We start from the raw sequence: 11,984 nt of genomic DNA, 5'->3' as shown, positions 1-11,984 counted from the left end.
TAGTGAAGGTGTTCAACACGTTGGACTATCAGGGCTTTAATTTCAAGGTAAGCAAGATGAATCAAGTGTGGGTAACTGGTGATGCTGTTGTCGATCTAATACCGGAATCTGAGACTTCTTTACTCAAATGTCCCGGTGGTGCACCAGCGAATGTCGCCGTAGCAATTGCTCGTCTATCTGGTAAGAGTGCGTTTTTTGGACGTGTAGGTGATGACCCATTTGGTCGCTTCATGCAATCAACGCTCGATCAAGAGGGCGTGAGCACGGAGTTTCTCGTTAAAGACCCAGAGCAAAGAACATCAACAGTGGTGGTGGATTTAGATGATCAAGGTGAACGCAGCTTTACGTTTATGGTAAAACCGAGCGCTGATCAGTTTATGTCTGTTGAAGACATCCCAAACTTTAAGCAAGGTGACTGGCTACACGTTTGCTCAATTTCACTGGCAAATGAGCCAAGTAGAAGCAGCACATTTGAGGCGATCAAAAGAGCAAAAGCCGCTGGTGGTTTCATTAGCTTTGACCCTAACTTGCGTGATGAAGTGTGGCAAGATCAATCAGAAATCCAAGCTGTCGTGATGAAGGCTGTAGCGATGGCCGATGTGGTTAAGTTCTCTGAAGAAGAGCTTTTGTTCTTAACTGACTCAACGTCGATGGCGCAAGGTTTACAACAAATAGCCTCTTTGAATATTGCTTTGGTCTTGGTGACACAAGGTGCGAAAGGTGTTTGGCGCGTCTTTGAAAGTCAGAGTGAACTGATCACAGGTCAAGTCGTTAGTCCGATTGACACCACAGGTGCGGGTGATGCTTTTGTCGGAGGGCTACTGGCATGCCTGTCTCGGCATGACGATTGGAAAAATCATCCTGTTGTTAGCTCTGCGATTCAATGGGCAAATGGCTGTGGTGCATTAGCGACGACGCAAAAAGGCGCAATGACCGCGCTTCCGACCCAGACAGAGTTGCTGCAATTTATTGGGCAATGATCTTCAGATCCAATTTCAGTTGAGAAAAATTATGAGCTTAAACAACCGTTGGACTGTAGAGCAAAGATATCGCCGACTTGAGCAAATCCCTCAGTGTGATATCGAAGAAATGACACTTTCACGTCAGCAAGATAAAGGCTTTCCTAGTTTTCATATCGCCCCTAGATTTGGGCTGTTAAATGACCCAAATGGGTTGTGCTATTTCAATGGTGAGCACCACATCTTTTACCAGTGGACGCCTGTGGGACCAGTCCATGGAATGAAGTATTGGTATCACCTTTCTACTAAAGACTTCATCCATTTTACTGATCATGGCGTGGGTCTTCATCCCGACCAAGACTACGATTCACATGGTGTCTATTCGGGCGGCGCTTTGGTGGAAAACAACAAGGCTTTGCTGTTTTTTACTGGCAACAAGCGTGACCAAAACTGGAATCGAATCCCAACACAGTGTTTTGCCACCATGGATTCAGACGGTAGCATTGAAAAGCACGGTGTAGTCATTGAGAACGAACATTACACGGAGCACTTTCGTGACCCAAAAGTTTGGAAGAAAGGCGACGACTATTTGATGGTGGTGGGTGCTCAAACCAAAACCGAGCATGGTTCTATGGCGCTCTATCAAAGCAAAGATTTGAAAACGTGGCAGCATAAAGGTCCTATCAAGACCAAGTTCTCTGACCTTGGGTACATGTGGGAGTGTCCTGATTTATTTGAGATTAATGGTCAATCGGTGATGCTGTTTTCTCCACAGGGCGTGAGCAGTAGTAATCCTTATGATTTCAAAAACATCTATTCTGTCGCGTATATCGTGGGTGATCAGTTGAACCTAGAGTCGATGACTTTAGAAAACCACCAAGATATTTTACAGCCAGATTATGGGTTTGATTTCTACGCCCCACAAACCTATTTAGATGAGAATGGGCGTCGCATTCTTATTGCATGGATAGGGTTGCCAGAAATCGACACACCATCGGTCACACACCAGTGGGCAGGAATGTTGTCTCTTCCTAGAGAACTAACGTTGAAAGATGGTTTTCTTGTTCAAACTCCACTCCCTGAATTGGAGAGTTTAAGAAAAGAAGAGGTGGTCTTTGCACAGTCCCATACACTGGAAAGCACAAGTTGTTTGATCCAATTAGACCTTGAGGGCGATGGCTTTGAACTTGAGCTGAGTAACCTCAAAGGTGACAACATCGTCTTTAGTGCGACAAAGCACGAGTTTATGCTGGACCGTCGTCACATGTCTCATTTGTACGCAGAAGAATTTGGTAGCATTCGAAAAGCACCAAGATTGGACGCTAAGCAGACGATTGATATATATATCGACAATTCTGTCATCGAGATTTTCATTAATGGTGGCAAACACACGATGACCAGTCGTTTCTTTATTGATGACCTTAGTAAAGTAACGTTGATAGGTTTGGAACAAGCAAGGCTTTTCCCTTTGAAAGGTATAACTGGTTTGTTTGAATCAGCTAAGTAACGGTTTCGAATACATTAAAACGCCCTTCATTGATTTAGTGAAGGACGTTTTTCTTTCTAACTATCTAACTTAACTGCCTATCACGTACGTAAGTGGTTTGAACTAGGGTATCCAAAACAACTTCATTCTTGGTAACTTTGAAGCTTAGCGGTTGTTCTAAATCCCCAAATAGAGGTGCGCCGCCGAGTGTAGCTTACTCATCGTTGGCATCTCGAACCTAGTTCACATTACCGTGACGTTTTTACTTATAGCGTGAAAGAAAATCCCATAACCAAAGGTTCTAACTAAAAGAGATTACAGGACTTTTATTTAGCGAATTCGACCTAATATCTTGAGTATGCCTAATCGCAGTTGGCGAAGAGGTGATGTTAATAATGCTTGCTGGCGCGTAAGACCCGTCAGTTTGAAGATGCATTCAAACACAATAAGGGAAAACAATGGCTAACGAATACATTCCACCAAAAGTTTGGACAAACGATAATGAAAACGGCGGTCAGTGGGCGAGCATCAACCGTCCGGATTCTGGCGCACGTCATGAGCAAGAGCTTCCAGTTGGTGAGCACCCATTCCAACTTTACTCAATGGGTACCCCAAATGGTCAGAAAGTGACGATCATGTTTGAAGAGCTTTTGGCGGCAGGCGTAACGGCAGCAGAATACGATGCATACCTGATTAAGATTGGCGATGGCGACCAGTTTGGCTCTGGCTTTGTGGCTGTTAACCCAAACTCTAAAATTCCGGCATTGGTTGACCGTTCGGGTTCTGAGCCAGTGAACGTGTTTGAATCTGGCAACATCTTGTTTTATCTAGCAGAGAAGTTTGATCATTTCTTACCAAAAGAAGGCGCTAAGCGTGCTGAGGTAATGAACTGGTTATTCTGGCTGCAAGGTTCTGCGCCATATCTAGGCGGTGGTTTTGGTCACTTCTACGCGTACGCACCAGAGAAGTTCGAGTACCCAATCAACCGCTTTACAATGGAAGCAAAACGTCAGTTAGATGTATTAGACAAGCGTCTTGCGAACAATGAATTCCTAGGTGGCGATGAGTACAGCATCGCTGATATCGCAACATGGCCATGGTACGGCAACCTTGTGTTGGGTCGTGCTTACGATGCGGCTGAATTCTTAGACGTAGAAAGCTACAAAAACGTTGTGCGTTGGGCAAAAGTAATTGATGAGCGTGAAGCGGTAAAACGTGGTCGAATTGTGAACCGTTCATGGGGTGAAGAATGGGAGCAGTTACCTGAGCGCCACAGCGCAGAAGATATTGATAAAGTATTGAAACTTAAACCATAAGCAATCTTGGCCTAGCTACGTCAAATGAGTTTAGTTTTATCTATGCTTATACAGTGACCTTAATCAAATCTATAGCGCACCATATACGGTGCGCTATTTTTATTCTCATTTAGTCTCGAAATGCTAATTTATATCACCTCTTGAAGAGCATTTAGTTCGTAGATGAATCTTTAATGTATTTATATATTATGATGCAAAACAAAGCTCATATTTCCATGTTAAATATGGACTGGTCATACTGCTTTCTAATAATTAAATTATTTAAAAATTATAAACTGATTTTATATCAATTATAAATAAAATTAATGATAATTAATATTTGACATAACCACTAAGTTTATGTGGAATATGTGGGTTGATTTGTTTTGAAGAAATAAAATCAATTTCTAGTACTTTTATTTAAGACAAGCTTAGCTTTTAGCGATGTTTAATTATTAATGCTTATATCATGAAAGAGGATATGTATGATGTCGTCGTTTGAGTCGTACTGGGTTGGGATACGTCAAAGAATAGCCGCACAAACCGAAGGTAACCGCAGTTTAAAGTCTCTAGTCATTAAAAAGCAGCGTGTGAACTTAAATAACAGTGGGTTATCCTTTCGCGCTAAGTCCGGATGCCTTATCCCTCACTGTTATACCAAGTTCTCTGATGAGATAAACCTAAAAACATCGAAAAAATCGTCTCTTAGTTTTAAAAAAGGAAAGTTGTATTTTTATCCAGTTTAATAATAAATGAAATTTACATAAATTATAATATTAGGTTTTTAAATTTATCGATAATTAATTACGATTTTATGATGCGTTTTCAATATGTTTTCTTGGTAAGTAATTAGCTGGGCTTATTGTTGATTGTTTTTGTTGTTTCCTATTTAGATATGGATAAAAGCTCAACTACTTTTCCTATACCAACTTACTCCCTGAATTGACTTGCGCGCTTTTTCTCCCCTCTCAAAAAACATAGCGTTACGGAATTATTTTCGCTCCTGTTTCATTCTTCAAGACGAAAGCTCTACCTACCTCTCATTATTTTCGACAAACATTGAGTAAAAGTAACCAATCGTAACAAGGTGGCTGTAACTGAGCGCCGTTTCAATATACTCGTTTTTTAACTAGGTAATCCCGCGCTTTGAATTCATTCGGGTACCGTTTGTAAGCCTTAAATGCTACTAAGATAAGATGTCATGATGAGAAAAAGTACTATATTACACACAGTGTTAATTACAGGGTTCGCTGCTGTATCCTCGTTGGCTTATGCTGCGCCTTCAGTTGTGCCAAATGCGCCGGAACTCAGTTCTCGTGGTTATGTTTTGATGGACTTCCATACGGGGAAAGTACTGGTTGAACGTGATGCCCACAAACGTTTAAACCCCGCGAGTTTAACGAAGTTGATGACTGCTTATGTAGCTGGTCAAGAAATTAATACAGGCAATATTACGTTGAATGATGAGGTTGTCATCAGCCGAAATGCTTGGGCAAAAAATTTCCCAGATTCTTCAAAAATGTTTATTGAAGTCAATACTTCCGTTTCTTTGTCTGACTTATACCGTGGTCTGATTGTTCAATCTGGTAACGATGCCAGTGTTGCTATTGCTGAGCATGTTGCGGGAAGTGAATCAGGGTTTGTGAGTTTGATGAATAGTTGGGCCGCCAAGCTTGAATTGTCTAACACGGCATTCACCAACCCTCACGGCCTAGACAGTGACGGTTTATATTCGACACCTTATGATATTGCCAAGTTGGGCCAAGCGATTATTCGTGACTTACCTGATATCTATCCGCTGTATAGCGAAACCTCGTTTACTTACAATGGCATCACTCAATACAACCGTAATGGCTTGCTTCGTGATCGTAGTATGAATGTCGATGGCATGAAAACTGGATATACAAGCGGTGCGGGTTATAGTCTAGCGACTTCTGCAACACAAGGTGATATGCGTCTGATTGCCGTAGTAATGGGAGCGAAGAGCGAGAATGTTCGTGAATCAGAAAGCAAGCAGCTGTTAAGTTATGGCTTCCGCTTTTACGATACGGTAATGCCGACTGAGGCGGGTGCGGAACTTGCGAAAGCTCGAGTTTGGATGGGCGAAAAAGACGAGCTTACTGTCGGCGTAGCTAACGATGTTTATCTCACTTTGCCAAAAGGAGATGTAAAAAATCTGCAAGCGGAAGTTGAATACAACGGTGATTTAGTTGCGCCAATTTCTGAGCAACAAGTGGTTGGTAAAGTGCTTTACAAAGTCGACGGTAAGGTCGTAAATGAAGCCGAGCTCGTTGCATTGGAGTCCGTGGAGGAAGGCAGTTTATTCAAGCGAATTTTAGACTGGTTTAAGCAATTGGTCGCTAGCTGGTTCTAAACAGTAGCGAACTTCTGTCTATATCACTCTATCTTGTTAATGTTCTATTAAATCAATTTACTAAGGCGACCAACGTGGTCGCCTTACGTTTTTGGAATACTCGTTGCGTTAAAACACAGGCCCTCTTGTAAGGGTGTGTTTTTACCTGACCAAGAGCGTTTTGTGTTTTTGGGTGCGAGAGAAAAGAAACTAGAACAAGAATGGAGTGACACGTGCACAAGATTTTATCTTTGACATTGATTTTATCGCTCATGGGCTGCGCTATGCCTTACCAGCAGGAGGTCGATAGCGGCCAATGTGTTGGAGTCATGACCTCTCAGGATGCATATGGTTATTTAAACCCAAACCATTACACGATGCAGGTACTCGCGCTAAAGCAAGAAAAAGATGTGAAAGATTATATTCGCTATATCGATCCTAAGCATCCGGTTTGGGTTAACTGGAAAAACAGCCGAGGCACGCGTTGGTATACGGTAACTGTTGGTGATTTTAAAACGAAGCAGGATGCCTACAATGCGCTTTCTTCATTACCAAGCCGTGTAAAGCAGTCATCCCCGTTTGTGCTGACTTTTGCGGAAATGCAGCGTAAGCAACAAACGAGTGTTGTGAGAATGCGTTAACCAACAAAAAACGGAAGCGATGGCTTCCGTTTTTGTATTTAGGAGTAAGCTTAAAGCGCCGCTAAAATCGTTTCTGCTTTGCTTGCTTCAAACTCTTTTGGCTCTTCAACGTTTAGCTTAGTCACTGTGCCGTTTTCAATGATCATTGCGTAACGTTGTGAGCGAATACCACCAAAGCCGCCTGTATCCATTTCAAGACCTAATGCTTTAGTAAAGCTAGCGTCGCCATCACCCAACATCAAAATCTCAGAAGCGTTTTGAGCTTCGCCCCACGCTTGCATCACAAATGCATCGTTTACAGAAACGCACGCAATTAAATCAACACCTTTTGCCTTTAGCTCATCAGCTAATACCACATAGCCTGGTAGATGGGCTTCTGAACAGGTAGGGGTGAATGCGCCAGGTACAGCAAAGAGTACGACTTTCTTGTTCGCAAACAGTTCTGTAACGTCGTGGTTCACCATACCATCGGCAGTCAACTCACTTAGAGTTGCAACTGGTAGAGCTTGGCCTTGTTGAATCATGATTCTATTCCTTTTTGTGTGCTAGTTTAGCTTTCTCAGTCTAGCGTTTATAAATGCGGTTAACCACAGAGTTTTTGTAGGGTTTTAATACCTACGCGTTTGACCTAAGGCGTGGCACTGATGCCTTTATTGCAAAGCTTCGTGCTGGTTTACGTATTGGCTAACAAGGTGACGATATTTCGCCTTTAACTCGTTATCGATAAAGCTGGCATCAATCGCGTTCATTGTAAATTGGGCAAGTTCACTCTTACTCATTGGATGTGCGTTGTTGACGGCCAGAAAGTTATCCGTCATGTAGCCACCAAAGTACACAGGATCGTCTGAGTTAATCGTTACGGCGACACCTTTTCGTAGCAAATCCACAATATTGTGATCTTTCATATCGTCGAATACACATAGCTTAAGATTCGATAACGGACACACTGTCAGTGGCATTTGGCTTTCGATTAAGGATTCAACTAATGCTTCATCATCAACACAGCGAACACCGTGATCCACGCGGCTCACGTAAAGCATTTCAATTGCATCGCTAATATTTTGTGCGGGGCCTTCTTCACCTGCGTGAGCAACGGTAAGTAAGCCTTCTTCTACTGCTTGTTTAAATACGCGCTTGAATTTAGCTGGCGGATGACCTTGTTCTGAAGAATCTAGCCCAACACCAATGATCTTATCACGGTGTTTCAGAATAGCCTGCAGGGTCTCTATGGCGCTCTCTTCTGAAAGGTGACGGAGAAAACACGCAATAATTTGCGAAGTAATGCCAAGTTTTTCGTGACCATCTTTTAGCGCACGAGCGATTCCATTGATAACAGTGTCAAAGTCTATGCCGCGTTCTGTGTGTGTTTGAGGGTCAAAAAAGATTTCGGTATGAATAACGTTGTCTTCTTTACAGTGCAGTAAGTATTCCCAAGTGAGATCGTAAAAATCTTGCTCCGTACGCAGAACTCCCGCTCCTTGGTAATAGAGGTCGAGAAATGATTGTAAGTCTGTGAACTGATATGCGCTGCGTAGTTCACTCGGAGAAGAGTAAGGGATCTCGATGCCGTTTCGTTTTGCTAATTTGAATAAGAGTTCCGGCTCAAGTGAACCTTCGATATGTAAGTGCAGCTCTACTTTTGGAAGACCTTGAATAAATGCGTTCATATTCCACCTTATGTGTATTGTGGATGCAGTTACTCTAAGAATAGGTATAGATAGAAATAAATCGAACGCTATCACAAAGAGTAAGACCCACGATGATCTCAACTCTTCGTAATCAGCACTTTGCGGGAACTGGTAGAGACCCCCAAACCATATCATTGGGGTTATACGAAGCAAACGAGAGGGATTATACGCAAAAATATCGCTTTGGCTATACGCAAATAACCTAGCTGTCATTAGTCACGGGGTTTCCTGTGAGCGAAACGACTATTTGCAAGTCACTTGAGTATAGAGGAGCCAGTTGTTTTTGCGTGTGTGAGAGGCACGTGTAATTAGAAGAGTAGTCTAAAAGAGTGGAGATTCGTTTGAGCACAGGTAGGTGGCGGTACCTTGCACAACGATAAAGGCAGAGAAAGCACTAGAGAGCATTTATAGATCGAATAACTTATCAAATTCTCTTTGTTCCATAATGTCTTCTATGCGGCGTCGAGTTTTCTGCTTTATCGCCGCCGCGTTTTGTTCAGACTCTTTTTTGTCTTTTTCTGACTGCTTCTTACTTTTTCTAGCCATTGGATACCTTCCAAATTAGTTGCATTATCCATTAATGCATGAAAACTGAATCAGTTAACAGTAAAACTTCCTAACTTTGAACCTGAATCACAGAGAATAGTTCCAGATTGCGTTTTCTCACAATATTCAAAATCGATCATAAAGCTATGAGAAAGAAGTTTCGGTAATACGTGTCTTCGTAAAATATCACCATTTAATTGATGTATTTTAGCGTTCCAAGAGGTTTGAGGTTGTTCTAAATTAAATTCAATTTCTAACATTTATTCTCCTGTTTTTTAGTGATTTTCTCTTTGTTAAGTAATTGATACCAATGCCTTTGACGGCCAGTTCTTTTTGAGGACATGATTTTTCCTATAAATAATAAATTAAGCAGTACTATTCAGTTTATTTTAGATAGCACAAAGCAATGCCTAAAATTAGGCTGAGTGATTGATGAAAGAATATTTTTGAAGGAGAGAGGTTTGGTGCAGCATGGGCATGCTACACCAAGAAAAGCAGTCTTATAGAGGAGTTACTTCAGTCGCTTGAGGACCTTTTTTACCTTGCTCTACATTGAAGCTTACTTTCTGACCTTCAGTCAGTGTTTTGAAACCGTCAGAAACGATAGCGTTAAAGTGTACGAATACATCTTGGCCGCCGTTGTCTTGAGATAGAAAACCGAAGCCTTTAGTTTCGTTAAACCATTTTACTGAACCAGTTACTTTAGACATAAAAATACCTTTGAATTAAACATTAAAATTATGATTTGTTTTGTGGATCTTTTCTAAGCTATTGAATGTTCAATCAAGAGGAAGTTGTACGCAGGTGTCTGAATTGGGGATTCAAGATTTTACTGAGAGGAAACTTAAACTAAATGTTGCATTAACAGCTCTCTTCTAAGAGCCAAGGCACACTATACACCTTGTTTAGAAAATAGCTACATTTATTTTAGATAAATTAAATGTGCTCATTATTAACTCGATAAATTGTATTGTTCGAAAAAGTTGAATAAGTAGAACGAATAGTATGGCTCATAATTTTAGCTCATCAACCTAAAATAGAACCTTATCGATAGCCATAGATTGAACATGCGACTTGCAAGCGGTCACAAAGATAAACTAGGAGAACTAGTATGAGTACATTCAGAGAAATTCGTCAGCTTATTCCTGCGCAACCTACTGCTGATGGTGATGGAGTGAAAATTCGCCGTGTAGCGGGTTTCAATCATGCTAGCTTTTCTCCATTTTTGATGATGGATGAACTCAAATCAGAAGACCGTGCTGACTATATCGGCGGTTTCCCTCCGCATCCGCACCGCGGTATCGAGACGCTTACTTATATGTTGAAAGGTCATTTCCAGCATCGTGATCATATGGATAATGTTGGCGAGCTTCGTTCCGGTGGTGCACAGTGGATGGCAGCAGGAAGAGGCGTCATCCATAGCGAAATGCCTATTATGAAGGAAGGCGAACTGCATGGTTTCCAAATTTGGATTAACCAGCCTGCGAAAAATAAGATGCAGCCAGCTCAATATCATGACTTTCAACCTGAAACGATCACTGAGTTTGATACTCCGAATACGGGGGTTGTACGTTTGATTGCGGGTCATATGACTATAAACAACGAACGAATTCAGGGGCCGCTAACAGAGACAGGTGTTGCTGCCACGGTAGCCGATTGGAGAGCGATGGGTGGTCAAGCTTTGAATTTGAACACGGATCAAGACAACAACATGATGCTCTATGTCTATAAAGGTCGTATTCAATTAAAAGGTCGTGAGATCAATCAAGGCGAAATGGCCATTTTATCGAAAGGTGAATGGGTTGAATTGCAGGCCGAAAAAGAGAGTGGTGCACTGATCTTTATAGGTGAGCCAATTAATGAACCCGTGGTGCATTATGGCCCTTTTGTCATGAATAGCATGGAAGAGATAGAACAAGCCATCCAAGACTACAACTCTGGGTTGTTTGAAACTTACTAGTTTTGACAGCCTACTCGCTTTCTCAGTTAGCGAGCAAATTAAAACAGTTTTGAGCCTGAATATTGGGCTCGACCAGAAGCAAATACGATAATCCACTGCCATCGAATTTGCGTTAGCCACGTTTAATCCACGTGGCTTTTTTCTACTTCTGACTCCAGTGTATGATGGCTTCCTTTCCTGCTTCAATTCCTAACTCATAAGCATGACGCAGTGGTGCTGGCGATCGACTCAGCCGTTTCAACTTGAATGTTTCAGGAGGACACACTTGAATGATTTCGATACCAGGTGGTGGGTTGTTGATCAGCGCTAAGGTCTGATTGTAGCGAACTTCACGTGTCAACATAGGTTCAATTAATCCGGGAGTTTCTTTCAACATCCTCCTAGTTAGGGCGCTGAATTTTCCTCTTGGCTTTTGATAGCTTGCGGGCTGACTGCGTAAAACCATAATCTTTTTGGCTCCTCGCTTTATTGCTTCTGCAACAGGAAGTGCGTCTGAGACGCCACCATCAACGTATTGAATTCCGTTCAGTGATACGCCATTTCGGTAAAGTACAGGCAGTGCGCTGCTGGCTTTCATTGTTTCTGCCAAGTCGTCGATATCAGGAAGGTGGTACTCCGCTTGCCCATTGTCTTGACGCGTCACGCCTAAAAAGAAAGGCCGTGAATCAGCTTTGAGCGCAGATTTATCGATGCCAAGTTCTTCGAGGGTGACATTCCACATCCAGTCTAAGTTCATCATATCACCACCACGTAGAAGTTGAGATGGAGAGATAAATTCTTTTCTTAAGCTGTAATCGAGGTAGATTTTTAAGTTACGTCCGGGCATTTTAGCTAAGTAGGCAGCCAAGTTGCTAGCACCCGCAGACACTCCCCAAAAGCTATCAAATGGAGAGAACTCGCTAGCAAGAAAATGATCGAGTATGCCGCATGAAAATACGCCTCGCATGGCTCCACCTTCGACAATCAATGCTCGAGAGCCTACTTTTTCCATCACTTCGCTCCACTCTTTATCAATCGGATAATAGCGTGCAGCTTAACGCATAATGGTTTTATACC

12 protein-coding genes, 1 pseudogene and 1 riboswitch are annotated in these 11,984 nt (G+C 42.1%); of the genes and pseudogenes, 6 read left to right on the top strand and 7 right to left on the bottom strand.

Annotated elements, in window-relative coordinates; genetic code table 11:
* Nucleotides 1-56 precede the first annotated feature (56 nt).
* Together R7035_RS04750 and R7035_RS04745 are read left to right on the top strand one after the other, a co-directional pair.
* Nucleotides 57-980 (top strand): aminoimidazole riboside kinase, encoded by a 924-nt coding sequence (locus R7035_RS04750; protein ID WP_053349293.1) that lies wholly within the window; start codon nucleotides 57-59, stop codon nucleotides 978-980.
* A 31-nt stretch (nucleotides 981-1,011) separates the two neighbouring features.
* Complete coding sequence (locus tag R7035_RS04745) at nucleotides 1,012-2,466, top strand: sucrose-6-phosphate hydrolase (protein WP_186585467.1); 1,455 nt, start codon at nucleotides 1,012-1,014, stop codon at nucleotides 2,464-2,466.
* A gap of 64 nt (nucleotides 2,467-2,530) precedes the next feature.
* On the opposite strand, the pseudogene R7035_RS04740 reads toward R7035_RS04745, so the two are convergent.
* Nucleotides 2,531-2,650, bottom strand: a pseudogene (locus R7035_RS04740) (dihydrofolate reductase); the annotation flags it as partial.
* 253 nt (nucleotides 2,651-2,903) lie between these two features.
* Here R7035_RS04740 and yghU point away from each other — a divergent pair.
* The 3 genes from yghU to R7035_RS04725 all read left to right on the top strand — a co-directional run bounded on the left by yghU (nucleotide 2,904) and on the right by R7035_RS04725 (nucleotide 6,734).
* Entirely contained in the window at nucleotides 2,904-3,761 is an 858-nt protein-coding gene (yghU, locus tag R7035_RS04735; protein WP_005373705.1) for a glutathione-dependent disulfide-bond oxidoreductase, read from the top strand.
* 1,183 nt (nucleotides 3,762-4,944) lie between these two features.
* On the top strand, nucleotides 4,945-6,114 hold the full coding sequence (locus R7035_RS04730) for a D-alanyl-D-alanine carboxypeptidase family protein (RefSeq protein WP_017819852.1): 1,170 nt from the start codon (nucleotides 4,945-4,947) through the stop codon (nucleotides 6,112-6,114).
* Nucleotides 6,115-6,326: 212 nt separating this feature from the next.
* Nucleotides 6,327-6,734 carry an SPOR domain-containing protein gene (locus R7035_RS04725; protein WP_005373701.1) on the top strand — a complete coding sequence of 136 codons (408 nt, stop codon included), beginning with the start codon at nucleotides 6,327-6,329 and terminating at the stop codon, nucleotides 6,732-6,734.
* Nucleotides 6,735-6,784: 50 nt separating this feature from the next.
* Here R7035_RS04725 and R7035_RS04720 read toward each other — a convergent pair whose 3' ends face one another.
* The 5 genes from R7035_RS04720 to R7035_RS04700 form a co-directional block, all read right to left on the bottom strand.
* Entirely contained in the window at nucleotides 6,785-7,258 is a 474-nt protein-coding gene (locus R7035_RS04720) for a peroxiredoxin (protein WP_005373699.1), read from the bottom strand.
* A gap of 126 nt (nucleotides 7,259-7,384) precedes the next feature.
* Entirely contained in the window at nucleotides 7,385-8,401 is a 1,017-nt protein-coding gene (locus R7035_RS04715; RefSeq protein WP_017819853.1) for an adenosine deaminase, read from the bottom strand.
* An 89-nt stretch (nucleotides 8,402-8,490) separates the two neighbouring features.
* Nucleotides 8,491-8,590: riboswitch (purine riboswitch) on the bottom strand.
* Nucleotides 8,591-8,827: 237 nt separating this feature from the next.
* Nucleotides 8,828-8,968 carry a PA3496 family putative envelope integrity protein gene (locus tag R7035_RS04710; protein ID WP_005373694.1) on the bottom strand — a complete coding sequence of 47 codons (141 nt, stop codon included), beginning with the start codon at nucleotides 8,966-8,968 and terminating at the stop codon, nucleotides 8,828-8,830.
* 50 nt (nucleotides 8,969-9,018) lie between these two features.
* Nucleotides 9,019-9,228, bottom strand: coding sequence for a hypothetical protein (locus R7035_RS04705; protein WP_005373692.1), 210 nt, complete (start codon nucleotides 9,226-9,228; stop codon nucleotides 9,019-9,021).
* Nucleotides 9,229-9,468: 240 nt separating this feature from the next.
* The gene (locus R7035_RS04700; protein WP_005373691.1) at nucleotides 9,469-9,678 is read right to left on the bottom strand and encodes a cold-shock protein; all 210 of its coding nucleotides are present in this window, start codon (nucleotides 9,676-9,678) and stop codon (nucleotides 9,469-9,471) included.
* A gap of 401 nt (nucleotides 9,679-10,079) precedes the next feature.
* On the opposite strand from R7035_RS04700, the gene R7035_RS04695 reads away from it, so the two are divergent.
* Nucleotides 10,080-10,928, top strand: a complete 849-nt coding sequence (locus tag R7035_RS04695) for a pirin family protein (protein WP_017635146.1) — start codon at nucleotides 10,080-10,082, stop codon at nucleotides 10,926-10,928.
* 142 nt (nucleotides 10,929-11,070) lie between these two features.
* On the opposite strand, the gene R7035_RS04690 is transcribed toward R7035_RS04695, so the two are convergent.
* Nucleotides 11,071-11,919, bottom strand: coding sequence for a patatin family protein (locus tag R7035_RS04690; RefSeq protein WP_238762616.1), 849 nt, complete (start codon nucleotides 11,917-11,919; stop codon nucleotides 11,071-11,073).
* Nucleotides 11,920-11,984: the final 65 nt, after the last annotated feature.

It is taken from the genome of Vibrio sp. 1731, from assembly GCF_033339955.1.
GTDB classification, from domain to species: domain Bacteria; phylum Pseudomonadota; class Gammaproteobacteria; order Enterobacterales; family Vibrionaceae; genus Vibrio; species Vibrio alginolyticus.
The sequence above is the reverse complement of the archived record's forward strand: the minus strand, read 5'-3'. Positions and strand labels throughout refer to the sequence as shown.

Excerpts from the sequence above, each read along its gene's own strand:
- R7035_RS04750 (WP_053349293.1), top strand. The coding sequence starts at position 57 with ATGAATCAAGTGTGGGTAACTGGTGATGCTGTTGTCGATCTAATACCG.
- R7035_RS04705 (WP_005373692.1), bottom strand. The coding sequence starts at position 9,228 with ATGTTAGAAATTGAATTTAATTTAGAACAACCTCAAACCTCTTGGAAC.
- R7035_RS04720 (WP_005373699.1), bottom strand. The coding sequence starts at position 7,258 with ATGATTCAACAAGGCCAAGCTCTACCAGTTGCAACTCTAAGTGAGTTG.
- R7035_RS04715 (WP_017819853.1), bottom strand. The coding sequence starts at position 8,401 with ATGAACGCATTTATTCAAGGTCTTCCAAAAGTAGAGCTGCACTTACAT.
- R7035_RS04745 (WP_186585467.1), top strand. The coding sequence starts at position 1,012 with ATGAGCTTAAACAACCGTTGGACTGTAGAGCAAAGATATCGCCGACTT.
- R7035_RS04700 (WP_005373691.1), bottom strand. The coding sequence starts at position 9,678 with ATGTCTAAAGTAACTGGTTCAGTAAAATGGTTTAACGAAACTAAAGGC.
- R7035_RS04730 (WP_017819852.1), top strand. The coding sequence starts at position 4,945 with ATGAGAAAAAGTACTATATTACACACAGTGTTAATTACAGGGTTCGCT.
- R7035_RS04695 (WP_017635146.1), top strand. The coding sequence starts at position 10,080 with ATGAGTACATTCAGAGAAATTCGTCAGCTTATTCCTGCGCAACCTACT.
- R7035_RS04710 (WP_005373694.1), bottom strand. The coding sequence starts at position 8,968 with ATGGCTAGAAAAAGTAAGAAGCAGTCAGAAAAAGACAAAAAAGAGTCT.
- yghU (WP_005373705.1), top strand. The coding sequence starts at position 2,904 with ATGGCTAACGAATACATTCCACCAAAAGTTTGGACAAACGATAATGAA.
- R7035_RS04690 (WP_238762616.1), bottom strand. The coding sequence starts at position 11,919 with ATGGAAAAAGTAGGCTCTCGAGCATTGATTGTCGAAGGTGGAGCCATG.